We start from the raw sequence: 21,963 nt of genomic DNA on the forward strand, positions 1-21,963 counted from the left end.
GTGGACAACTCGCGCGCGCAGACCGCGACCCCACTACCGTGAGGCCATGCCGTGCCGTCGTCTCGCCATCGCCGTCGTCTCCGCGACCCTCGCCGTCGCGCTGACCGCCTGCACGCCCGAGCCCGCCGCGACGCCGACCCCCACCGGCTTCGCGAACGAGGAGGAGGCCTTCGCCGCCGCCGAGGAGACGTACCGGGCGTATATGACCGCTCTGGAACTTCAAAACTCCGGGGATGAACGAGCTGATCCCAAGCAATATCTCACCGGAGAAGCGCTCGATTCAGAAATAGCCGCGGAGCAAGCGCTCGCGGAGGCGGGAAACCACGTCAAGGGCGCCACTGAACTCGTCGAGTTCATTCCATTGGAATACACCGCCCTTGGACTCTCGGCACAAATAGAAGCTGACGTATGCCTGGATTCCTCTAAAGCAAAGGTGGTGGATGATTCCGGAAGGATAGTAACGCCAAACGACCTCGACCCCATCTATGTCCTGCATATTACGTTCGCCACAGTCGACGCAGAGCTACGGATCGCCACAACAGATCTGAAATCGCAAGGATCATGCTAAGCGTATTTCCCATCGCCACAATTCTTCTAGCCGCACTAACTCAACCCACACTCAATACCGATTCGTTCGCCGCAGGGTGTACCCAGATCGAGTACATCTCGGGAATGTGCCCCGACATCGACAACGGCGGCGATCACGTCCAGGTCGGCGGCGAGCAGGAGCTGCCGGGGTCGCAGGGCGAGACGCAGCCGCAGCCGATCGACATCTCGGGAGGCGTCCCCGGCGGAGGAGGCGGCGGCGGAACCGGCGGCTCGGGCGGAGGCGACGGCGCTCCCGCCGAGCCGGAGGAGTGCACGATCGACGAGTGGAACGAGTCCGGGCACCGGTGCATCCTCGAGAAGCCTCCCGTCGAGAACGAGCCGGAGGAACCCCAGGCGCCGGTCATCCCCGCCATCACGGATCGCGACGTCGCGACCTTCGCTCCTCCCGGCCCTGCGCTCTCGACCGAGCCGGCCGGCGCCGCCATCGTCGGCATGCCCTTCAACGCGATCGCTCCCGCGCAGGAGACGGTGGCCGGCGGCTCCCTCTTCGGGCTCCCCGTCTCGGTCGTCTTCACGCCGATGTCGTACGCGTTCGACTTCGGCGACGGCACGATCGTGAGCGCGACGTCGGGCGGCTCCTCGTGGGACTCCCTCGGCCTGCCCGACTACGCCGCGACCGCGACGAGCCATGTGTATGCCGGCCGCGGCACGTTCACGGTCGTCGCCTCGGTCTCGTACCGCGCCGTCGTCGGCTTCGGGCCGTGGGGGGTCTACCCCGTCGACGGGCTCGTGACGGTCTCCTCGTCCGCGACGACCGTGCGCGTCGTCGAGACGCACACGGCGCTCGTCGAGTCCACCTGCATCGAGGATCCCGCCGGCCCCGGCTGCTGACGATCCCGTTGACGACGGGCCCTCCGCGCGGCCCGCAGCACCGTGCGCACCGGCACGCCGACGGCGTACGCGACGGCACCCGCGAGCGAGCGGTCGGACGTGCCGAGCGCGAGCCGCCGCTCCCATGCGTCCCGCGCCCGCCCGCCCCACCGCACGTACGGCGGACGGCCGGGCGCCCCTCCGGCCCGACGACGCTCCACGAGCTCGTCCAGCCGCGTCGTCCAGTCGTCGTCCTCGGCCGGATGGAAGTAGTTCTCGCGCAGCCACTCCTCGCGCGGCGTGCGGAACGCGCGCCGCACGACGTCGTCGAGACCGCCGAGCACGCCGCTCCCCTCGAACACGAGGTTGATGAGCCGCGCGGAGACGCCGAAGTCGTCGATCGCGATGACGGGCACACCCCGCGCGATCGCCTCGACGGCGGCCGTGGAGCTCACCGTCACGAGGCCCTCCGCCGTCTCCAGCGCCTCCCCCATGGGCGCGGTCGAGAACACGAGGTTCCGGGGCACGGGGCCGAGCTCCCGGATGAGGCCGGGATATGCGTCGTGCTCCTCGTGCGTCTGCTTCTCGCCGGTGGCCCCGCGGAGCTTCACGACGACCCTCCGCGACGGGTCGGCGCGCGCCGCGTCGACGAGCGTGCGCGCGATCCGCACCCGATCCTCCCGCTCCCGCGGCACGATCGCCTGCCCCGCGAACACGAGATCCCGCCCCGATGGACGATCGCCATCCGCCGCATCGACATCCGACCCCGCGCCCTGCGCCGCTCGCGCGAACGGCAGCCGTGCCAGCGCGAAGTCTTGCACCATGCCGCGTTCCGCGGCGAGCGCCCGGAACGCCCGGATCTCGCGGTGCGCGTGGAGCACGAACAGATCGCATTGGCGGCGGAAGTGGAGCGCGAGCCACGTCGCGGGCACCGAGATGCCCGGTAGGCCCGTGACGAGCACAGGTCTCGGCGTCAGCGCGGCGATCTCCCGCGCGACGACGCGCACGAGCGGGCCGCGCGCCGCGACGAGCACGGCGTCGGCGCCCTCGACGAGCGCGGGCAACTCGTCGAGCCCCGCCCGCCGGACGCGACCGGCAGGCAGCCCGCTCCCGGCGAGCGCCGAGGCGAGCTGGGCGTCGCTCACGACGAGCTCGGTGTCGAGCACGACGAGCTCGGCGACTCCCTCCGGCAGCGTGCCGAGGAGCGCCGCCGCCCACTTGACGTACGAGTCGGTGTCGGCGACGCCGACGATGCGACCCGCCCTCACGCCAGCGCCGTCATGCGCCGATCGCGGCGGCCTGCCGGGCGAACCGGTCGATGAGGGGCGCCATCGCGCGCGACATCTCGAGCTGCTCCTCCGAGTCGATCTCGATGGCCGTCCGCTCGGGCACCTCGACGATCTCGATGCGGCCGAAGAACCGGTGCCGCGCGCGGCGGAAGCCAGCGGCGTCCAGCACGTAGAACGCGCCCGTCTCGAGGTAGTGCGGTTCGCGGTCCTGACGCCGCGGGCGATGCCCGACCTCGTGGTTGACGGCGTCTGCACCGTCGGCCGTGCGACGCCACAGGAAGCCGTACGACTCCACCGCAGAGAACGCGCTGTCGGCGGCGCCGCCTCGCACCCGGTCGACAGCCCCGCGCAGCGCGTCGGCGTCGATGAAGGGCGACGTCGCCTGCAGGAACACGAGCACCCGTGGCGCCACCCCGCGCTGCGCGAGGGCGTCGAGCGCATGCAGGAGCGCCGACTCCGAGCTCGCCGTCGACCCCGCCAGCTCGGCGGGCCGGTCGATCACGTCGGCGCCGTGCGCACGCGCCGCAGCCGCGATCTCGGCGTCGTCGGTCGACACGTAGACGCGGTCCACCCCCGCCGCGTGCGCGGATCGGACGGCGCGGCCCACGAGCGGCACGCCGCCGATGCGGCGCAGGTTCTTCCCCGGCACGCCGACCGAGCCGCCGCGGGCGGGGATGACCGCGACGACCTCCGTGCTCGCGGCGGCCGACACTCCCCCGGGGTCCCCCGACCCCTCCGCATCGACCGCCGCAGCCTCACTCGGAGCCGCGGCCCCGGAATCCTCGCCCAGCGCCTCGCCCGTGCGGCGCACGACGCCGTCCTTCTCCCGCAGCACGCTGCCGGTGCCCTCGAGCAGGAGCGGGAGAGTCGTCGTCGCGCTCGTCGCGAGCGACACCACCTCGAGGGGCCGGCCCGCGCCCGCGAGCACGAGCTCGACGGGCAGGCCGAGCCGCGCGAGCGTCACGCCGGGGAGCGCGGCGACGAGCTCGAGCTGCTCCTCCGGCTCGCGCCGGTGCGGCAGATAGGTGACGGGTTCGGCAGCCGCCTCGTCGGCGACCCAGGCGATGTAGTCGGGCAGCGGCATGCGCCCGTCGACGGGGCGCGCGCTGCCGAGGAGGAGGCGGTCTCCGACCACCGTCCGGCGCGTGCGCTCGCTCTGCGGGCGCGAGCGGAGCCATCCGAACCCGTGGCTGCGCACCGCGACCCCCGCGCGGGCGAGTGCCGTCTCGCGGTCGACACCGAGAGGGAACGCGGTGAAGAGGTCGACGTCGCCCGCCGCGGCGCGGCGGCGCACGTGCTCGAGGGCGGCCGGCGCGACGCGCGTCGTGAGCCCCCGCTCCCGGTTCCCCGGTCGCGCGTACGGCCGCGTCCCGGTGATCGCATCCGCGAGCGCGAGCGTGTTCGCGCCGTCGTCGAGGAACGTCACGCGCGAAGGCCGCAGCACGCTCGCGGCCAGGCGGAACTGCCCCGAGAAGCCGTCGCCGACCACCCAGTGGGGGTGCGTCGCGAGCAGCCGCCACGGGATGCCGAGGTACGGCGTCATCTCGCCGAGCGGAGCACTCCGTGCCGCCAGCTCGGCGGCCGTCTCGGGCATCTGCGCCGTCAGGCGGCACGCGACATCGAGGACGATGCGGTGGGCGCTCGCCCACTCGGCCGCCCCGAGGAGCTGCAGCGGCGACTCCACCCAGGCGATCGGCTCGCGCTCCATTCTCCACCTCCCCGTGACGCTCGGCGGACAGGATGCGCCCACCGTGGCTCCCAGCGTGCGCACACGGTGTGAACGACACCGGATGGCCGGATGGCGCGGGGGCGACGCGCGGGTGAACGCGCGGTGACCCGCGCGCACGTCGGCGCGCGCTGGCAGGATGGCGGGGTGACGACCCCGCGACTCATGCTGCTCGACACGGCGAGCCTGTACTTCCGTGCCTACTACGGCGTCCCCGACACCGTGCGCGCCCCCGACGGCACGCCCGTCAACGCCGCGCGCGGGCTGCTCGACATGATCGCGAAGCTCGTGTCGCTGTACGAGCCGACGCACCTCGTCGCCTGCTGGGACGACGACTGGCGCCCGCAGTGGCGCGTCGACCTCATCCCGTCGTACAAGGCGCATCGCGTCGTCGAGGTGGTCGCCGCGGGTCCCGACGTCGAGGAGGTCCCCGATCCGCTCGAGGCGCAGATCCCCGTCATCCGGGCAGAGCTCGCGGCGCTCGGCATCCCCGTCGTCGGCGCGGCGGCGCACGAGGCCGACGACGTCATCGGCACGCTCGCGACACGCTCGCGCATCCCCGTCGATGTCGTGACGGGCGACCGCGACCTCTTCCAGCTGGTCGATGACGCCCGCGGCGTCCGCGTGATCTCCACGACGAGGGGGATGTCGAACCTCGAGGTCATGACGGAGGACGCCATCCTCGCGAAGTACGGGGTGCGCGCCGACCAGTACGCGGACTTCGCGACCCTGCGCGGCGACGCATCGGACGGCCTGCCGGGCGTCGCGGGCATCGGCGAGAAGACGGCGGCCGCCCTCCTCTCCGCGCACGGCGATCTGGCCGCCATCCGCGCCGCCGCGGAGGCGGAGACCGGCCTCACGAAGGCGCAGTCCGCGAAGGTCCGCCAGGCGGCCGCCTACCTCGACGTCGCTCCGCGCGTCGTCGCAGTGGTCCGCGACCTCGAGCTGGGCCCCGTCGACGGCGCGCTCCGCCCGCTCGACGACGACGCGCGGGCCCACGCCGCCGCCCTCGCGGAGCGCTTCGCCCTCGGGACGTCGATGGACCGCGCGATCGCGGCGATCGACGCGCTCCCGGCCTGACGAGGGCCCCGCCTCCCGCCGTCAGCGGCGCGCCGCGACGACCGCCGCCGAGAGGAAGGCCGTGAAGCCGATCGCGAGGGCGAGCGTCACCCCCAGCGGCGCGGTCCATCCGCCCGTGAGCTCGTGCAGGGCGCCGATCGCCGGCGCGCCGGCCGCACCCATCACGTAGCCGCCGCCCTGCACGAGGGCGGAACCGGTCGCCGCCTCGGCATCGCTCCGCGAGTGGCCGACGAGCACGGTCATCACGACGACGAACCCGCCGCCGTGCGCGATGCCGCCGACGGCGGTCCACAGGAGGAAGGCGTCGGGCGCGAACAGCAGCCCCGCCGACAGGGCGAGCCAGCACGCGCTCACGACGGCGGCCGGCACGAGGATGGGCAGACGGTGCGCGAGCGCGGGCACGAGGAGGGCCCCCACGATGCCGGCTCCCTGGAAGATCGACGCGAACGCGCCGGCCTGCGTCGGGTCGGACCCCGTCGTGTCGCCGATGAGCGTCGGCAGCCACGTCGAGATGGCGTAGTAGCCCGCCGACTGGCAGCAGAAGGTCGCGACGAGCAGCCACACGACGGGGCTGCGCGTCGTCCGCCCCGAGCGGGAGACGGTCGGCACCGGTCCCGTGAGCACGATCTGCTCCGGCCCACCCGCCTCGCCCGAGTACCGCTCCGCCCACGTCGCGCCGGGCACCCGGTCGCGACGCATGTGCAGAAGCCACAGCGCGAGCCCGGCGATCGTGATCCAGATCCACGAGAGCACCGCCGCCGACCATCCGACCAGCTCGGCGATCGGCGCCGTGCCGAGCGTCACGACGAGCGACCCGACGTTGAGGAGCGCGGCGTACCCGGCCGTCACGGTCGCGACGTGGCGCGGCGGGACGTCGCGGCGGATGATGACCGGCAGCACGACGTTGCCCACCGTGATGCCGGCGCCGATGACGACCATCCCCGCGAGCATCCAGGAGAAGCCCGGCAGGAGCCGCACGAGCGTCCCGACGACGATCCCGACGAGGCACGCCAGCAGCGCGAGCTCCGCGCCCGCCCGCCGGATGACGAGGGCCGCGACGGGGGTGAGGGCCGCGAACATGATCACGGGGAGCGTCGTGAGGAGCGACACCGTGGCCGCGTCCACGCCGAACGCCTCCTCGATGTCGCGGAGCACGGGCGTCACGGCGAGGATGGGCGCGCGCAGCGTGAGGGACGCCGTCAGCAGGGCGGCGACGACGAGCCAGGGGAACGCGTGGCGCGCGCGCGTCACGCCGCGGCTGGCCTGCGCGTCGCGGCGATCCAGGCGTCAAGCTTCGCCGTCGCGCGACCGTCGTCGACCGCCGCCGCCGCCTCGCCCAGCGCCTCCGACAGGCGCTGGATCATGTTGCGCTGGGCCTGGGTCGGGTCCTGCGCGAGCCGGTAGGCGACGATGCCCGCCGCCGCGTTGAGCAGGACGATGTCGCGCACCGCGCCCTGCTCCCCCGCGAGCGTGCGCCGCAGCACGTCGGCGTTGTGGTCGGGCGAGCCGCCGAGCAGATCGTCGATCGTCGCCGACGGCAGCCCGACGTCGCGCGGGTGGATGTCGAACTCGTGCATGTCGCCGTTCGAGATCTCCCAGATGCGGCTGTAACCCGTCGTCGTGAGCTCGTCGAGGCCGTCCTCGCCGCGGAACACGAGCGCGGTCGCCCCGCGCGTGCGGAAGACGCCCGTGATGAGCGGGACGCTCTCGAGGCGGGCCACGCCCACGGCGTTGGCCTCGGCGCGCGCGGGGTTCACGAGCGGGCCGAGATAGTTGAACACCGTCGGCACGCCGAGCTCTGCGCGGACGGCCGCCGCGTGCCGGAAGCCCGGATGGAAGGCCGCTGCCCAGGCGAACGTGATGCCGGCGTCGTCGAGGACGCGCGCGACATCCTCCGCCGGCAGCCGGAGGTCGATGCCGAGCGCGCTCAGCACGTCGGAGGACCCCGACTTCGAGCTCGCCGCCTTGTTGCCGTGCTTCACGACCGGGACGCCCGTCGCCGCGACGATGATGGACGCCGTCGAGGAGATGTTCACGGTGCCGTAACGATCTCCCCCCGTCCCGACGATGTCGAGCACGTGCGGGTCGACCGGCAGAGGGACGGCGGCTTCGAGGATGGCGTCGCGGAACCCGATGATCTCCTCCACCGACTCGCCCTTCGCCCGCAGCGCGAGCAGGAATCCGCCGAGCTGCGCGGGCGTCGCGTCGCCGTTCATGACCTGCCGCATGGCCCACGTCGCCTCCGACACGCTGAGATCGCGGCGGGCGAGCACCGTCGTCAGGAGCGAGGGCCAGGACAGAGCGTCGGTCATACCCCGATCTTACGGCGACCGCAGGGCGGTCTCCCAGCGGGTTGTAAGGCGAACCTAAGTCCAACCGGGGGTCGGCACACACCCCGCGGTGCCAAAATCATGCGTCGGAATCGGCCATAATGGACGGGTGACGACCTCAGCTACGTATGCCCCAGCGCCGAGAACCGTGAAGCGCCCAGATCCCGTCGCCGTCGGCACGATCGTCTGGCTCGGCAGCGAGGTCATGTTCTTCGCGGGACTGTTCGCGATCTACTTCACCCTGCGCAGCACCTCCCCCGACCTGTGGGCGGATCGCACGGAGATCCTGAACGTGCCGTTCGCGTTCGTCAACACCGTCATCCTCGTGCTCTCGAGCGTGACGTGCCAGATGGGCGTGTTCGCGGCCGAGCGCATGCAGCCCTACAACGACCCCACCCAGAAGGGGTGGAAGCGCATCGGCATGGTGCCCTGGTACTGGGCGACGTTCTTCATGGGCGCGGTCTTCGTCTCCGGCCAGGTGTGGGAGTACGCCCAGCTCGTCGCGGAGGGCATGCCGTACGGCGCCGACTCGTACTCGGCCGCGTTCTTCCTCACCACCGGCTTCCACGCGATGCACGTCACGGGCGGCCTCGTCGCATTCCTGTTCACCATCGGCCGCGCCTACGCGGTCAAGAAGTTCACGCACAAGGAAGCGACCACCGCGATCGTCGTGTCGTACTACTGGCACTTCGTCGACGTGGTCTGGATCGCCCTGTTCGCGGTCATCTACTTCCTGAAGTAAGAGCGGAGCAACAACACCCTCATGGCACGACTGAAGAAGCGCCGCTCGAACGGCCGTCGCAGCCCCCTCGCCGCCGCCGCGCTCATCGGCATCGGTCTCGTCCTGTCCGGCGGCATCTACGCAGGCGCATCCGCCGCCGTCGCCGCGACGAACGAGTCGACGGCGTCGACCGCCCTCACGGCGGAGGACGGCGAGAAGCTGTTCCAGGCCAACTGCGCGACCTGCCACGGTCTCGATCTGCAGGGCACCGACAACGGCCCGTCCCTGTACGGCGTCGGCGAGCTCGCCGTCGAGTTCCAGGTCTCCACGGGGCGCATGCCCATGGCGATGCAGGGCCCGCAGGCGGACCAGAAGCCCGTGCAGTTCACCGAGGACCAGATCCTCGCGATGGCGGAGTACGTGCAGTCGGTCGCGCCCGGTCCCGAGTACCCGAGCGAGCACACGCTCGACGGCGAGGGCGATGTCGCGCGCGGCGCCGAGCTCTTCCGCATCAACTGCGCCATGTGCCACAACGTCGCCGCCGCGGGCGGCGCGCTGACGGAGGGCAAGTTCGCCCCCGACATCATCGACACGAGCGCCCTGCACATCTACGCGGCCATGGTCACGGGCCCGCAGAACATGCCGGTGTTCAACAACCTGAACCTCACCGCCGAGGACAAGCGAGACATCATCTCCGCGCTGCTGTACCAGCAGGACGCGCAGGCCCCCGGCGGGTTCACGATCGGCTCGCTCGGCCCCGTGGCCGAGGGCCTCTTCGTGTGGATCTTCGGCATCGGCGGTCTCGTGGCGATCACCGTGTGGATCACGGCGAAGTCGAACTGACGATGGCGAACCACGAAGACATCACGAGGAGCGACATGGCACACGAGCACGACACGCAGGCCGTCGAGAAGGCGCGCACGCCTTCCCGCGGTCTCGCCGTCGCGGCCTCCGACCCTGTGCAGAACCCGGGGCTCCCCCCGCACCGCGAGCGCATCACCGACAAGGACCCGAAGGCGCAGCAGCGCGCGGTCCGCACGGTGTACACGCTGTTCTACATCTCGGTCGCGGCGAGCATCTGGGCGGTCGCCGCCTACATGCTGTTCCCCATCGAGGGCGAGTACGCCACGATGACGAACATCCGCCACAACAACCTCTACATCGGCCTGGGCATCGCGTTCGCGCTCCTCGCCATCGGCATCGGCGCCATCCACTGGTCGAAGGCGCTCATGCACGACCACGAGGTCATCGAGAACCGCCACAGCACGCGAGGCAGCGAGCCGACGCGCGCGGCAGCGGTGAAGGTCTTCGAGGCCGCCAACGAGGAGTCCGGCTTCGGGCGTCGCAAGATGATCCGCAACGCGCTGTTCGCCGCTCTCGCGGCGAGCGTCATCCCCGGGATCACGCTGTTCCGCAACCTCGCCCCTAACGACGGCAAGGACCCCGTCCAGCTGCTCAACGAGACGATGTGGAAGGAGGGCGAGCGCCTCGTCCTCGACCCCGAGGGCACGCCCGTCAAGGCGTCCGACGTGACGCTCGGCTCCGCGTTCCACATCATCCCCGAGTCCCTCTCGACGCTGAGCCACGAGGACGGCTACCTCGAGGAGAAGGCGAAGGCGATCGTCCTCCTCGTGCGCGTGCTGCCCGAGCAGCTCATCGAGAGCGAGGAGCGCAAGACCTGGTCGTACGACGGAATCGTCGCGTACTCGAAGGTGTGCACCCACGTCGGCTGCCCGGTCGCGCTCTACGAGCAGCAGACGCACCACCTCCTGTGCCCCTGCCACCAGTCGCAGTTCGACGTCACCGACCACGCCAAGGTCATCTTCGGCCCCGCGGCCCGTCCGCTGCCGCAGCTGCCCATCGCCGTCGACGACGAGGGCTACCTCGTCGCTCAGCGCGGCTTCACCGAACCCGTCGGCCCGAGCTTCTGGGAGCGTCATTGAGTACCGCAGCCGCCACTGACAACGCGCAGCAGGGCGAGAAGCAGAAGCCCCTCGGCGGTCGATTCGTCGGCGCCACTGCGAACTACCTCGACGAGCGAACGAGCCTCTCCGGCCTCGTCAAGGAGCTCGGACGCAAGGTCTTCCCCGACCACTGGTCGTTCATGCTCGGCGAGATCGCGCTCTGGTCGTTCGTCGTCGTGCTCATCTCGGGCACGTACCTGACGTTCTTCTTCCAGGCGTCCATGGTCGAGACGCACTACACGGGCGCCTACCCGCTCATGCGCGGCATCGAGATGTCCGCCGCGATGGAGTCGACGCTGCGCATCAGCTTCGACATCCGCGGCGGCCTGCTCGTCCGCCAGATCCACCACTGGGCGGCCCTCGTCTTCGTGGCGGGCATCGGCGTGCACATGCTGCGCGTGTTCTTCACGGGCGCGTTCCGCAAGCCCCGCGAGCTCAACTGGGTGATCGGCTTCGTGCTCTTCGTCCTCGCCATGGCCGAGGGCTTCACGGGCTACTCGCTCCCCGACGACCTCCTCTCGGGCAACGGCCTCCGCATCATCGACGGCATGATCAAGGGAATCCCGCTCATCGGGACGTGGACCTCGTACCTGCTGTTCGGCGGCGAGTTCCCCGGCACCGACATCGTGGGGCGCCTCTACACGCTGCACATCCTCATCCTGCCGCTGCTGGTCATCGCGCTCATCGCCGTGCACCTCCTGCTGATGATCATCAACAAGCACACGCAGTTCGCCGGCCCCGGCCGGACGAACGACAACGTCGTGGGCTACCCGATGATGCCGGTCTACATGTCCAAGATGGGCGGCTTCTTCTTCATCGTGTTCGGCGCGATCGTGCTCATGGCATCGCTCGTGCAGATCAACCCGATCTGGAACTACGGCCCGTACGACCCGTCCCCCGTCTCGGCGGGAACGCAGCCCGACTGGTACATCGGCTTCGCCGACGGCATGCTGCGCCTCGCCCCCTCGAACTGGGACATCCAGCTGGGCGACTACACGCTGTCGATGGGCATCCTCGCGCCGCTCCTCATCATCGTGGTGTTCCTCATCGCCGTGTTCCTCTACCCCTTCATCGAGGCGTGGGTCACGGGCGACAAGCGCGAGCACCACATCGCCCAGCGTCCGCGCAACGCCGCGACGCGCACGGCGATCGGCGCCGCCGGTGTCGTGATGTACGCCGTGATGTGGGCGGCCGCGTCCTCCGACATCATCGCCACGCACTTCCGCCTCACGATGGAGGGGATCATCCACTTCCTGCAGGTGTCGCTCTTCGTGGCGCCCGTGGTCGTGTACTTCATCACGAAGCGTGTCTGCATCGCCCTGCAGAAGAAGGACCGCGAGATCGTGCTGCACGGTTTCGAGTCCGGTCGCATCGTGCGCCTCCCCGGTGGCGAGTACCGCGAGGTGCACAAGCCGGTCGACGAGTACGAGCGCTGGAAGCTCGTCGCGGAGGAGACGTACGAGCCGCTCGTCGTCCGTCCCGACGACAACGGACGGATCGGCTTCGGTCAGAACCTGCGCGCGTCGATCTCGCGCTGGTTCTTCGAGGACCGCCTGGCGCCCGTGACCGAGACGGAGTACCGTGCGGCGCTCGAGCACCAGCAGCATGCCCTGCACGAGTACGGCGACCCGCACCACGACGAGCTCGAGTCGGGTCACGACAAGCACTGAGCCTCCGCGCTCCGCCAGAGGGCCCCGGATCTTCGGATCCGGGGCCCTCTCGCATGCGGGACGAAGCGGGCTCCTCAGCCGATGACGCGGAGCGGGCGACCGTCGAGGTACGCCAGGACGTCCTCGACGATCGCGGGGTAGAACGCGCGGTACGACGCCGTCGTGACGTACCCGAGGTGCGGCGAGAGCACCGTGCGGGGAGCCGCCAGGATCGGGTCGCCGACCGGGATCGGCTCGACGTCGAACACGTCGAGCGCGGCGCCCCCGAGCCATCCCTGCTCCAGCCCTCGGATCAGCGCCGCGGTGTCGACGAGGCCCGCTCGCGCCGTGTTCACGAGAAGGCCGTCGGGCCCGAGCGCCCGGAGCACGCGCTCCCCCACGATCTCACGGGTGGACGGGGCGAGCCGCAGATGGAGCGTGAGGAGGTCGGCGCTCTCCGCGAGTGCGAGCAGGCTCTCGGCACGCCGTGCTCCGGCGGATCCGGCCCGCGCGTCGTCGAGGTGCGGGCTCCACGCCCGCACGTCCATCCCGAACGCGTGCGCGTAGCGCGCGATGCGGGTGCCGATGCGGCCGAGGCCCACGATGCCGATCGTCAGGCCCTCGGCCTCGCGTCCGACGCCGCCCTGCCAGAGCCCGTCGCGCAGGCGCCTCTCCTCCGTGGGCAGGTCGCGGAGCGCCGCGAGCAGCAGTGCCCAGGTGAGCTCGGGCGCCCCGGGTGACGACCCCGGCGTGCCGCACACCGTGACGCCGCGCGCCGCGGCGGCCGCGAGGTCGATCGAGGCGTTCGCCATCCCCGTCGTGACGAGGAGACGGAGAGCCGGCAGGGCGGCGATCGTCGACGCGTCGAACGGCGTGCGCTCGCGCATCGCGGCGATCGCGTCGACACCGGCAAGCGCGTCGAGCAGGCGCTCGCCCAGGGGATCGTGATGGAACACCACCTCGACGCCGCGGTCCCGCAGCGCGTCCCAGTCCGCATACGACGCCGCCACGTGCGTGTAGTCGTCGAGGACCGCGAGACGTCGGATGGCCACCATGGTGCCGAGGCTACCCGCTCGCGGGCATGCAGAAGGCCCCGGCACCGAGAAGGTGCCGGGGCCCGTCAGAGCACGGTGTCAGCGCGCGAAGTTGCCGCGGTAGTACTCGTACACCCATCCGAACAGCGCGACGATGAGCAGACCCGCCGCGATCGGGATGAGGAAGTGCGCCGTGGCGAGCGAGATCGCGCCGATCGCGACCGCACCGCCCAGGACGAGCGGCCACCACGACCACGGGCTGAACTCGCCCTGCTCGGCCTGGCCGTCGTCGATGTCGGCGTCGAGGCGGTCCTCCGGCAGCTCCACGCCCTTCTGGCCCTTGTAGACCAGCTGCACGTAGAACCCGATGAGGGCGGCCATGAGCGCGGTGAAGAGAAGAGCGACCGCGCCGACCCACTCGAGGTTGCCGCCGTAGTAGATCAGGCTCCAGATGGCGTACGCGCCGAAGCAGAGCAGGAAGAAGCCGCTCAGCAACCACCAGATGACGACGTTGGACCGCATGTCACTTCACCTTGCCTTCCGCGAGGTCGACGACGGGCGCGTCCGGCGCGTCCTTGGCAGGACCGACGCCGACGGGGATGCCCGCCTCGGGGTGGTTCAGGTCGAACGCGGGCCGCTCGCTGCGGATGCGCGGGATCGACGTGAAGTTGTGGCGAGGGGGCGGGCAGGAGGTCGCCCACTCGAGCGATCCGCCGTAGCCCCACGGGTCGTTGACCGTGACCTTCGGCGCGGTGCGCGCCGTGATCCACACGTTGAGGAAGAACGGCAGCAGGGACGCGCCCAGGATGATCGAGCCGATCGTCGAGAGCTGGTTCTGCCAGGTCCACCCGTCCGCCGCCGAGTAGTCGGCGTAGCGGCGCACCATGCCGTCGACGCCCAGCCAGTGCTGGATGAGGAAAGTCATGTGGAAGCCGATGAACAGCATCCAGAAGTGCACGTAGCCGAGACGCTCGTTCAGCATCTTGCCCGTCCACTTCGGCCACCAGAAGTAGAAGCCGGCGAACATCGCGAACACGACCGTGCCGAACACGACGTAGTGGAAGTGCGCGACGACGAAGTACGAGTCGCTGAGGTGGAAGTCGAGCGGGGGCGACGACAGGATGACACCCGTCAGACCGCCGAACACGAACGACACGAGGAAGCCGAGGGCGAACATCATCGGCGTCTCGAACGTCACCGATCCGCGCCAGAGCGTGCCGATCCAGTTGAAGATCTTCACACCCGTCGGCACCGCGATGAGCATCGTCATGAGCGCGAAGAAGGGCAGCAGGACCGCACCCGTCACGTACATGTGGTGCGCCCACACCGACACCGACAGCGCCGCGATCGCGATGGTCGCGTACACGAGCGTCTTGTAGCCGAAGATCGGCTTGCGGCTGAAGACCGGGAAGATCTCCGACACGATGCCGAAGAACGGCAGCGCGATGATGTACACCTCGGGGTGGCCGAAGAACCAGAACAGGTGCTGCCAGAGGAGCACGCCGCCGTTGGCGGGGTCGTACACGTGCGAACCGAAGATGCGGTCGGATGCTGCGGCGAACATGGCCGCGGCGAGCACGGGGAACGCGATGAGGATGAGCAGGCTCGTGATGAGCGTGTTCCACGTGAAGATCGGCATGCGCCACATCGTCATGCCGGGAGCGCGCATCGTGATGATCGTCGTGATGAAGTTCACGCCGCCGAAGATCGTGCCGAAGCCCGAGATGCCGAGGCCGAGCATCCAGAGATTGCCTCCCACGCCCGGGGAGAACGACGCGTTCGCGAGCGGCTGGTAGGCGAACCATCCGAACGACGCGGCGCCCTGCGGGGTGAGGAAGCCGGCCACGGCGATGATCGAGCCGAAGGTGAAGAGCCAGAACGCGAAGGCGTTCAGTCGCGGGAACGCGACGTCGGGAGCGCCGATCTGCAGCGGCAAGAGGGCGTTCGCGAAGCCCGCGAACAGCGGCGTCGCGAACATCAGCAGCATCACGGTGCCGTGCATCGTGAAGAGCTGGTTGTACTGCTCCTTCGTCGGCACGATCTGCATGCCCGGCGCGAACAGCTCCGCGCGGATGACGAGCGCCATCACGCCGCCGAGGCAGAAGAAGAGCATGGAGACGATGAGGTACATGTACCCGATCGTCTTGTGGTCGGTGGAGGTGATCCACTTGACGACGATGTTGCCCTTCTGCTCCACGCGCGAGCCGCTCAGCAGAGCGGCCTGGCGCGGAGGAAGCGGCGTCTGGCGTTCGGTGACGGTCGCCATGTTCAGTGCTCCTCTTCCGTCGTCGCGACAGACCCGGTGCCGGGGTTGTTCGAGAGACGGTCGTATGCGTCGTTGATGTCGCCCGTCTGGCCCTCGGCCTCGAGCTCGTCGAGGTACGCCTCGTACTCCGCCACGCTGACCACCTCGACGTTGAACAGCATCATCGAGTGGTACTCGCCGCAGAGCTCAGCGCACTTGCCCTCGTACGACCCCTCACGGGTCGGGATGAAGGACCACGAGTTGTCGTGGCCGATGTACATGTCCTTCTTGTAGAGGAAGTCGATGATCCAGAAGGAGTGGATGACGTCGCGCGACTCGAGGTTGATCGTCACGCGCTCGCCGACAGGAAGCACGAGCGTGGGCAGCTGCGACTGGTCGACGTTGCCGTCGGCGTCGGTCTGCGCCTGGATGCCCATGGTCCAGACGGCGTCGGAGTTGTCCTCCGCCTCGCCGTCGTACTGGAAGTCCCAAGCCCACTGCTTCGCGATCGCGGTGATCTCGACGTCGGGGTCGGCGTGGGGCTCCTCGATGGTCGCCTGGTCGCGCGCCGTGAAGGCGAACAGCCCCAGGACGAGGATGAGCGGCACCGAGGTGAAGAAGATCTCGATGGGCATGTTGTAGCGCAGCTGGACGGGCAGACCCGTCTGGCCCTTGCGGCGGCGGTACACGACCATCGCCCACAGCATGAGGCCCCACGTGATGATGCCGACGACGAGCGCGGCGACCCACGACCCGACCCACAGCGACGCGATGAGGTCGGTGTGGTTGGTGGTCGCGACCCCGGATTCGTCGAACCCGGGGAGGTATCCGTGCAGTTCCGTGGGCGTGCACCCGGCAAGAGCGACGGCTGCCGCGGCGACGGCGGGGATCGCAGCCCAGCGGAGATGGCGTTTCGACGGCACGAATTCACCTTTCGAACGTGGATAGGGCATCTGCAAGTCTAGGGCAAGCGCACACCCGATTCCGGCCAAGCTCCCAGCGCGTGCGCGACATCCCGCGGCAGATCCGGACAATGCGAGAGCCCCGCACCGGCGTGGCGCGGGGCTCTCGGGGCGCGGAAGGCGCCGGAGCTCAGTGGAAGCTGTCGCCGCAGGCGCAGGAACCGGACGCGTTGGGGTTGTCGATGGTGAACCCCTGCTCCGAGATGGTGTCCTTGAAATCGATCGAGGCGCCGTCGAGGTAGGGCACGCTCATGTTGTCGACGATGACCTCGACCCCGTCGAAGTCGACGGTCTCGTCGCCCTCGAGGTAGCGCTCGTCGAAGTAGAGCTGGTAGATGAGGCCGGAGCAGCCGCCGGGCTGCACGGCGACGCGCAGCCGCAGGTCGTCGCGGCCCTCCTGCTCGAGCAGGCTCTTGACCTTGGCCGCTGCGGCGTCGCTGAGGCTCACGCCGTGAGCGCGCGTCGCGGCGTCGGCCGCAAGTGTCGTGTCTGTCATGACGCTCCTTCGGGATGGCCGCGCGCGGCGGCGGGTTCGGTCCATCGTAACGCTGGAACCGGGGAGCGGGATCGGCGGATCCGCTCCCCGTGCGCTCCGCGTCAGACCGTGCGGGCGTTCGCTCGCGCGAGCAGAAGCGTCTCGGCGCGGACGGCGTGCCGGAACGTGTCGAGGTGGAGGGACTCGTTCGGGCTGTGCGCACGCGAATGCGGGTCCTCCACGCCCGTGACGAGGATCTGCGCGCCGGGGTAGCGCTCGACGAGGTCGGCGATGAAGGGGATGGATCCGCCCACCCCGTAGTCGACGGGATCCTTCCCGTATCCGTCCGCCATCGCGCCGCGGGCGAGCTCGACGGCCCATCCGCTCGTGTCGACGAGGAACCCGTTGCCGAGGTCGACGTCGGAGAACGCGAGCTCGGCGCCGAACGGCGCGCGGGCGCGCAGGTGCCGCTCGATCGCCGCGTAGGCGTCCTCGGCCGTCTGCCCCGGTGCCACGCGCGCGCTCACGACCACGGTGACCTCGGGCGACAGCGTGTTCGACGCCGCGGCGACCGACGTGAAGTCGATGCCCGTGACGGTGATCGACGGCTTGTTCCAGATGCGCGAGAGGATCGTGCCGTCCCCGATCGGACGGACGCCGTCGAGGAGGCCCGTCTCGTCGCGGAGCGTGCGCTCGTCGTAGGCGGGCGTCTCGGCATCGCGGACCGCGAGCCCCTCCACGGCGACGCTCCCGGCGTCGTCCCAGAGCGTGGACAGGAGCTTCACGGTCGCGAGCATGGCGTCGGGGACGGCACCGCCGAACATCCCGGAGTGCGACGCGTGGTCGAGGGTGCGCACCGTCAGGTGGAACTTCGCGTTGCCGCGCAGCGACACCGTGACGGCGGGCGTCTCGGAATCCCAGTTCCCGGAGTCCGCCACGACGATGACGTCGGAGCGCATGGCCTCGGCATTGTCGGAGAGGAACTGCGTGAACGATCGCGAGCCGTACTCCTCCTCGCCCTCGATGAACAGCACGATGCCGAGGTCGAGGTCGTCGCCGTACGTCTCGCGGAGGGCGCGGAGCGAGGCGATGTGGGCCATCACGCCGGCCTTGTCGTCGGCCGCGCCGCGCCCGTACAGGCGGCCGTCGCGCACGGTCGGCTCGAAGGGAGGCGTCTCCCACAGGGCGTCGTCGCCGGGAGGCTGCACGTCGTGGTGGGCGTAGAGCATGACGGTGGGGCGGCCGCCCCGTGCGGCGCGCGTCGCGAGGACGGCGGGCTGCCCCTCCTCGTCGGTTCCGGGGATGCGGGCGCGCAGCACGCGGACCTCGTCGAAGACGCCCGTGCCCTCGGCGAGCTCGGCGATCGCGGCGGCGCTGCGACGCAGCTGCTCCTGGTCGAAGGCGGGCCACGCGATGCCCGGGATCCGCACGAGACGGCCGAGATCGGCGATCGCCGAGGGGATGCCGCCCTCCGCGGCGTCGAGGAGCTGGTGTTCCGCAGGGAGCTGGGAGGTCATGCCGGTAATCTTAGGGAAATCCCGCGAGCAGACTTCCGAGGTTCCTCCATGGCCAAGACACCTTCCGCCGAGAACGACGCGTCCGAGGCGACGCCCCCTGCCGGCAAGGGACGACCCACGCCGACGCGTGCCGAGCGCGAGGCCGCCAACCGCCGCCCGCTCGTGCCCGACACCAAGGAGGCGAGGCAGGCGGCGAAGGCCGAGCTGCGCGTCCGCCAGGAGCGCGCCCGCATCGGGATGGCCAACGGCGAGGAGAAGTACCTCCCCATCCGCGACAAGGGTCCGCAGAAGCGCTTCGCGCGCGACTGGGTCGACGCGGGGTGGCACCTCGGCGAGTTCCTCATGCCGATGATGCTCCTCGTCATCGTCGCGACGTTCATCCCCCTCTACGTCACGCAGTACTGGTCGTTCATCGTGCTGTGGATCTTCATCCTCTTCGCCGTGGGCGACATGGTCCTGCTGTCCAACCGCATCAAGCGGAAGGCCGCGGAGAAGTTCGGCGGCAAGGACAAGCTCGAGCGCGGCCTCGGCTGGTACGCCGCCATGCGCTCGGTGCAGATGCGCTTCATGCGCCTGCCGAAGGCCCAGGTCAAGCGCGGCCAGTACCCGGTCTGATCCGCACAGCGAAGAAGCCCCGAACCCCGCCACGGCGGGTTCGGGGCTTCTTCGCTGTGCGCGCGCGTCAGCGGCGCGCGCGCAGCGCCGCCAGCTCGCGGTTGAGCCGTCGCGCCCAGAACGGGCCCTCGTAGATGAACCCGCTGTATCCCTGCACGAGCGTCGCGCCGGCGTCGAGTCGCTCCTGCGCCTCGGCCGCCGTCTCCACGCCGCCGACGGAGACGACGCAGAACGCCGGATCGGGGACGGCGCGGCGGACGATCTCGAGCACGGCGAGCGACCGCGCCTTCAGCGGCGCACCGGAGAGTCCGCCCTCCCCCGCGCCGACGATCGTCGCGGGGTCGCTCGAGAGGCCGTCGCGCGAGATCGTCGTGTTCGTCGCGATGAGCCCGGCGAGTCCCAGCTCGACGGCGAGGAGGGCGACCGCCTCGACCTCGTCGTCGGGGAGGTCGGGCGCGATCTTGACGAGGAGCGGCGTCTCCCCCGCCGCCTCCTTCACCGCGGAGAGCAGGGGGCGCAGCGTCTCCACGGCCTGCAGACCACGCAGCCCCGGGGTGTTCGGCGACGACACGTTGACGGCGAGGTAGTCGGCGAGCGGGCTCAGGATGCGCGCGCTGGCGACGTAGTCGGCCCTCGCGTCCTCGACCGAGACGACGCGGCTCTTGCCGATGTTGACGCCGACGACGGCTCCCCCGCGTCGCAGTCGCGCGAGCCGGCGGGCGGCGGCCGCCGCGCCCTTGTTGTTGAACCCCATCCGATTCACGAGCGCCCTGTCGGCCGTGAGGCGGAACAGTCGCGGCGCGGGGTTTCCGGGCTGCGGGATGGCCGTGAGCGTGCCGACCTCGACGTGTCCGAAGCCGAGCGCGTCGAGCCCGCGCACGCCGACGACGTTCTTGTCGAAGCCGGCGGCGATGCCGAACGGCGTCGGGAAGTCGACGCCGAGCGCGTGGACCGCCAGCCGCGGGTCGGGCCTGGTGAGCGCCCGGACGACCCAGGACACGGGCGGGGTGCCCATGACGCGGATCGCGAGCATGCCGAGGTGATGCGCCGATTCGGGGTCGATGCGCGTGAGGACGTGCCGGAAGAGGAGGGGATACATCCCCGCCAGGGTATCGGGTGCGGCCGTCAGTCCGCCGCCGACGGCTCCGCCTCGAGACGGCGGAGCCGGTCGGCGCGGAGATCCGCGATCGACGTCTCGAAGTCCTCGAGCGAGTCGAACGCCTGATAGACGCTCGCGAAGCGCAGGTAGGCGACCTCGTCGAGCTCACGCAGCGGGCCGAGGATCGCCAGGCCGATGTCGTTCGCCTCGAGCTGGCTGAGCCCCGTCTGGCGGACGGCCTCCTCGACCTTCTGGGCGAGGAGGGCGAGATCGGCGTCGGTGACGGGACGGCCCTGGCAGGCCTTCCGCACCCCCGACACCACCTTGTCGCGGCTGAAGGGCTCCACGGCGCCGGAGCGCTTGATCACGTTGAGGCTCGACGTCTCGATGGTCGAGAATCGGCCCCCGCACTGCGGACACTGGCGGCGTCGCCGGATCGAGAGGCCGTCGTCGCTCGTGCGCGAGTCGATGACGCGGGAGTCGCCGTGACGGCAGAACGGGCAGTGCACGACGCCTACTCCCCCGCGAACCGGGCCGTGACGGCCTCGCCGTGCGCGGGCAGCGCTTCGGCGTCCGCCAGCGCCACGATCGCGTCTGCGACTTCTGCGAGACCGTCGCGGTCGTAGGCGATCACCTGCTGCGGACGCAGGAAGGTGTGCGCTCCGAGGCCCGCCGCGTACCGCGCCTGGCCGCCCGTCGGCAGCACGTGGTTCGACCCGGCGAGGTAGTCGCCGAGGCTCACCGGTGCGTAGGCGCCCACGAAGACGGCTCCCGCGCTCGTGTAGCGCGCGGCGGCGGTGTCGGCGTCGGCGAGGTGGAGCTCGAGGTGCTCGGGCGCGTAGGCGTTGCTGAACGCCTCGGCCGACGCGGCGTCGTCGACGAGCACGATGGCCGACTGCTCGCCGGCGAGCGCCGTGGCGACGCGCTCGGCGTGCCGGGTCGCGCCGGCGATCCCCGGCAGGGCGCTCGCGACCGCGTCGGCGAGCTCCGCGGAGGTCGTCACGAGCACGGCGGAGGCCTGCTCGTCGTGCTCGGCCTGGCTCACGAGGTCGTAGGCGATGAGGCGCGCGTCGGCCGAGTCGTCCGCGACGACGAGGATCTCGGTCGCCCCGGCCTCGGCATCGGTTCCGACGGATCCCGCGACGGCGCGCTTGGCGGCGGCGACGAAGTTGTTGCCGGGGCCCGAGACGACGTCGACCGGATCGAGCCCGATGCTCGCGACGCCTGCCGCGAACGCGCCGATCGCGCCGGCTCCGCCCATCGCGTACACCTCGTCGACGCCCAGCAGGCCGGCGACCGCGAGGATGGTCGGGTGCACGCGCCCGCCCTGATCGGCCTGCGCGGGAGACGCGAGTGCGATGCTCTGAACGCCTGCGACCTGCGCGGGCACGACGTTCATCACGACGCTGGAGGGGTAGACCGCCTTGCCGCCGGGGATGTAGACGCCGGCGCGCGCGACGGGCTGCCAGCGCTGCACGATCCGAGCCCCGCGCCCGATCGCCGTCTCGGCGGCGGCGGGCACCTGCGCCGCCGACGCCTCGCGCACTCGGCGGATGGCCGTCTCGAGCGCGTCGCGCACGGCAGGGTCGAGCGCCGCGAGCGCCTCGGCGATGTGCTCCGCCGGCACGCGGATGTCATGTCCTTCGACGCCGTCGAAGCGGACTGCCTGCTCCCGCAGCGATTCCTCCCCGCGCCGGCGGACGTCGGCGACGATGTCCGCCGCGACGGTCGCCGCGGTCTGCAGGGCCTCTGCGGCCCGGGGGACGACGGCCAGCAGCTCGGCGGGGTCGAGGGTGCGGCCGCGGAGGTCGATGGTGCGCATGCACCGATTATCCCGC

General features: G+C 70.8%; 20 protein-coding genes. 7 read left to right on the forward strand and 13 right to left on the reverse strand.

The window, feature by feature from the left end; all coding sequences use genetic code 11:
- Positions 1 to 46 precede the first annotated feature (46 nt).
- Complete coding sequence (locus ACWGPF_RS06775; RefSeq protein WP_452332099.1) at positions 47 to 568, forward strand: hypothetical protein; 522 nt, start codon at positions 47 to 49, stop codon at positions 566 to 568.
- A 751-nt stretch (positions 569 to 1,319) separates the two neighbouring features.
- Here ACWGPF_RS06775 and ACWGPF_RS06780 read toward each other — a convergent pair.
- Together ACWGPF_RS06780 and ACWGPF_RS06785 are read right to left on the reverse strand one after the other, a co-directional pair.
- Positions 1,320 to 2,687 carry a DUF6716 putative glycosyltransferase gene (locus ACWGPF_RS06780; RefSeq protein ID WP_452332100.1) on the reverse strand — a complete coding sequence of 456 codons (1,368 nt, stop codon included), beginning with the start codon at positions 2,685 to 2,687 and terminating at the stop codon, positions 1,320 to 1,322.
- 10 nt (positions 2,688 to 2,697) lie between these two features.
- Complete coding sequence (locus ACWGPF_RS06785; RefSeq protein ID WP_452332101.1) at positions 2,698 to 4,416, reverse strand: acylneuraminate cytidylyltransferase family protein; 1,719 nt, start codon at positions 4,414 to 4,416, stop codon at positions 2,698 to 2,700.
- Positions 4,417 to 4,599: 183 nt separating this feature from the next.
- Between ACWGPF_RS06785 and ACWGPF_RS06790 the strand changes: the two genes are divergently transcribed.
- On the forward strand, positions 4,600 to 5,514 hold the full coding sequence (locus ACWGPF_RS06790) for a 5'-3' exonuclease (RefSeq protein WP_452332144.1): 915 nt from the start codon (positions 4,600 to 4,602) through the stop codon (positions 5,512 to 5,514).
- A gap of 21 nt (positions 5,515 to 5,535) precedes the next feature.
- Here ACWGPF_RS06790 and ACWGPF_RS06795 read toward each other — a convergent pair whose 3' ends face one another.
- Both ACWGPF_RS06795 and trpD read right to left on the reverse strand, forming a co-directional pair.
- Entirely contained in the window at positions 5,536 to 6,765 is a 1,230-nt protein-coding gene (locus tag ACWGPF_RS06795) for an MFS transporter (protein WP_452332102.1), read from the reverse strand.
- On the reverse strand, positions 6,762 to 7,826 hold the full coding sequence (gene trpD, locus ACWGPF_RS06800; protein WP_452332103.1) for an anthranilate phosphoribosyltransferase: 1,065 nt from the start codon (positions 7,824 to 7,826) through the stop codon (positions 6,762 to 6,764). The genes ACWGPF_RS06795 and trpD overlap by 4 nt, the downstream gene beginning before the upstream one ends.
- A gap of 166 nt (positions 7,827 to 7,992) precedes the next feature.
- Here trpD and ctaE point away from each other — a divergent pair, with 166 nt between their 5' ends.
- From ctaE to qcrB, 4 genes are read left to right on the forward strand one after another with little or no spacing between them, the layout of a single operon-like run.
- Complete coding sequence (gene ctaE, locus ACWGPF_RS06805) at positions 7,993 to 8,586, forward strand: aa3-type cytochrome oxidase subunit III (RefSeq protein ID WP_452332104.1); 594 nt, start codon at positions 7,993 to 7,995, stop codon at positions 8,584 to 8,586.
- 21 nt (positions 8,587 to 8,607) lie between these two features.
- Positions 8,608 to 9,408 (forward strand): cytochrome bc1 complex diheme cytochrome c subunit, encoded by an 801-nt coding sequence (qcrC, locus tag ACWGPF_RS06810; protein WP_452332105.1) that lies wholly within the window; start codon positions 8,608 to 8,610, stop codon positions 9,406 to 9,408.
- 35 nt (positions 9,409 to 9,443) lie between these two features.
- The gene (qcrA, locus tag ACWGPF_RS06815) at positions 9,444 to 10,508 is read left to right on the forward strand and encodes a cytochrome bc1 complex Rieske iron-sulfur subunit (protein WP_452332106.1); all 1,065 of its coding nucleotides are present in this window, start codon (positions 9,444 to 9,446) and stop codon (positions 10,506 to 10,508) included.
- Positions 10,505 to 12,199 (forward strand): cytochrome bc1 complex cytochrome b subunit, encoded by a 1,695-nt coding sequence (qcrB, locus tag ACWGPF_RS06820; RefSeq protein ID WP_452332107.1) that lies wholly within the window; start codon positions 10,505 to 10,507, stop codon positions 12,197 to 12,199. The genes qcrA and qcrB overlap by 4 nt, the downstream gene beginning before the upstream one ends.
- 74 nt (positions 12,200 to 12,273) lie before the next feature.
- Here qcrB and ACWGPF_RS06825 read toward each other — a convergent pair whose 3' ends face one another.
- The 6 genes from ACWGPF_RS06825 to ACWGPF_RS06850 form a co-directional block, all read right to left on the reverse strand.
- Positions 12,274 to 13,233, reverse strand: a complete 960-nt coding sequence (locus tag ACWGPF_RS06825) for a D-2-hydroxyacid dehydrogenase family protein (protein WP_452332108.1) — start codon at positions 13,231 to 13,233, stop codon at positions 12,274 to 12,276.
- A 78-nt stretch (positions 13,234 to 13,311) separates the two neighbouring features.
- Positions 13,312 to 13,734, reverse strand: a complete 423-nt coding sequence (locus tag ACWGPF_RS06830) for a cytochrome c oxidase subunit 4 (RefSeq protein ID WP_452332109.1) — start codon at positions 13,732 to 13,734, stop codon at positions 13,312 to 13,314.
- A gap of 1 nt (position 13,735) precedes the next feature.
- Entirely contained in the window at positions 13,736 to 15,478 is a 1,743-nt protein-coding gene (gene ctaD / locus ACWGPF_RS06835) for an aa3-type cytochrome oxidase subunit I (RefSeq protein ID WP_452332110.1), read from the reverse strand.
- 2 nt (positions 15,479 to 15,480) lie between these two features.
- On the reverse strand, positions 15,481 to 16,380 hold the full coding sequence (gene ctaC, locus ACWGPF_RS06840) for an aa3-type cytochrome oxidase subunit II (protein WP_452332111.1): 900 nt from the start codon (positions 16,378 to 16,380) through the stop codon (positions 15,481 to 15,483).
- A gap of 169 nt (positions 16,381 to 16,549) precedes the next feature.
- The gene (erpA, locus tag ACWGPF_RS06845) at positions 16,550 to 16,915 is read right to left on the reverse strand and encodes an iron-sulfur cluster insertion protein ErpA (protein ID WP_345434755.1); all 366 of its coding nucleotides are present in this window, start codon (positions 16,913 to 16,915) and stop codon (positions 16,550 to 16,552) included.
- Positions 16,916 to 17,016: 101 nt separating this feature from the next.
- Positions 17,017 to 18,411, reverse strand: a complete 1,395-nt coding sequence (locus ACWGPF_RS06850) for a M20/M25/M40 family metallo-hydrolase (RefSeq protein ID WP_452332112.1) — start codon at positions 18,409 to 18,411, stop codon at positions 17,017 to 17,019.
- Between the two features lie 48 nt (positions 18,412 to 18,459).
- On the opposite strand from ACWGPF_RS06850, the gene ACWGPF_RS06855 reads away from it, so the two are divergent.
- On the forward strand, positions 18,460 to 19,026 hold the full coding sequence (locus ACWGPF_RS06855; RefSeq protein ID WP_452332113.1) for a DUF3043 domain-containing protein: 567 nt from the start codon (positions 18,460 to 18,462) through the stop codon (positions 19,024 to 19,026).
- 67 nt (positions 19,027 to 19,093) lie between these two features.
- Here the strand turns inward: ACWGPF_RS06855 and ACWGPF_RS06860 are convergent, their stop codons facing one another.
- The 3 genes from ACWGPF_RS06860 to hisD are packed head-to-tail and all read right to left on the reverse strand — an operon-like array spanning position 19,094 to position 21,947.
- Entirely contained in the window at positions 19,094 to 20,125 is a 1,032-nt protein-coding gene (locus ACWGPF_RS06860) for a quinone-dependent dihydroorotate dehydrogenase (RefSeq protein WP_452332114.1), read from the reverse strand.
- Between the two features lie 26 nt (positions 20,126 to 20,151).
- Positions 20,152 to 20,634 (reverse strand): transcriptional regulator NrdR, encoded by a 483-nt coding sequence (nrdR, locus tag ACWGPF_RS06865; protein ID WP_345434747.1) that lies wholly within the window; start codon positions 20,632 to 20,634, stop codon positions 20,152 to 20,154.
- Between the two features lie 5 nt (positions 20,635 to 20,639).
- Complete coding sequence (gene hisD / locus ACWGPF_RS06870; protein WP_452332115.1) at positions 20,640 to 21,947, reverse strand: histidinol dehydrogenase; 1,308 nt, start codon at positions 21,945 to 21,947, stop codon at positions 20,640 to 20,642.
- Between the last annotated feature and the right edge of the window lie 16 nt (positions 21,948 to 21,963).

This window comes from Microbacterium sp. NPDC055683, from assembly GCF_053617895.1.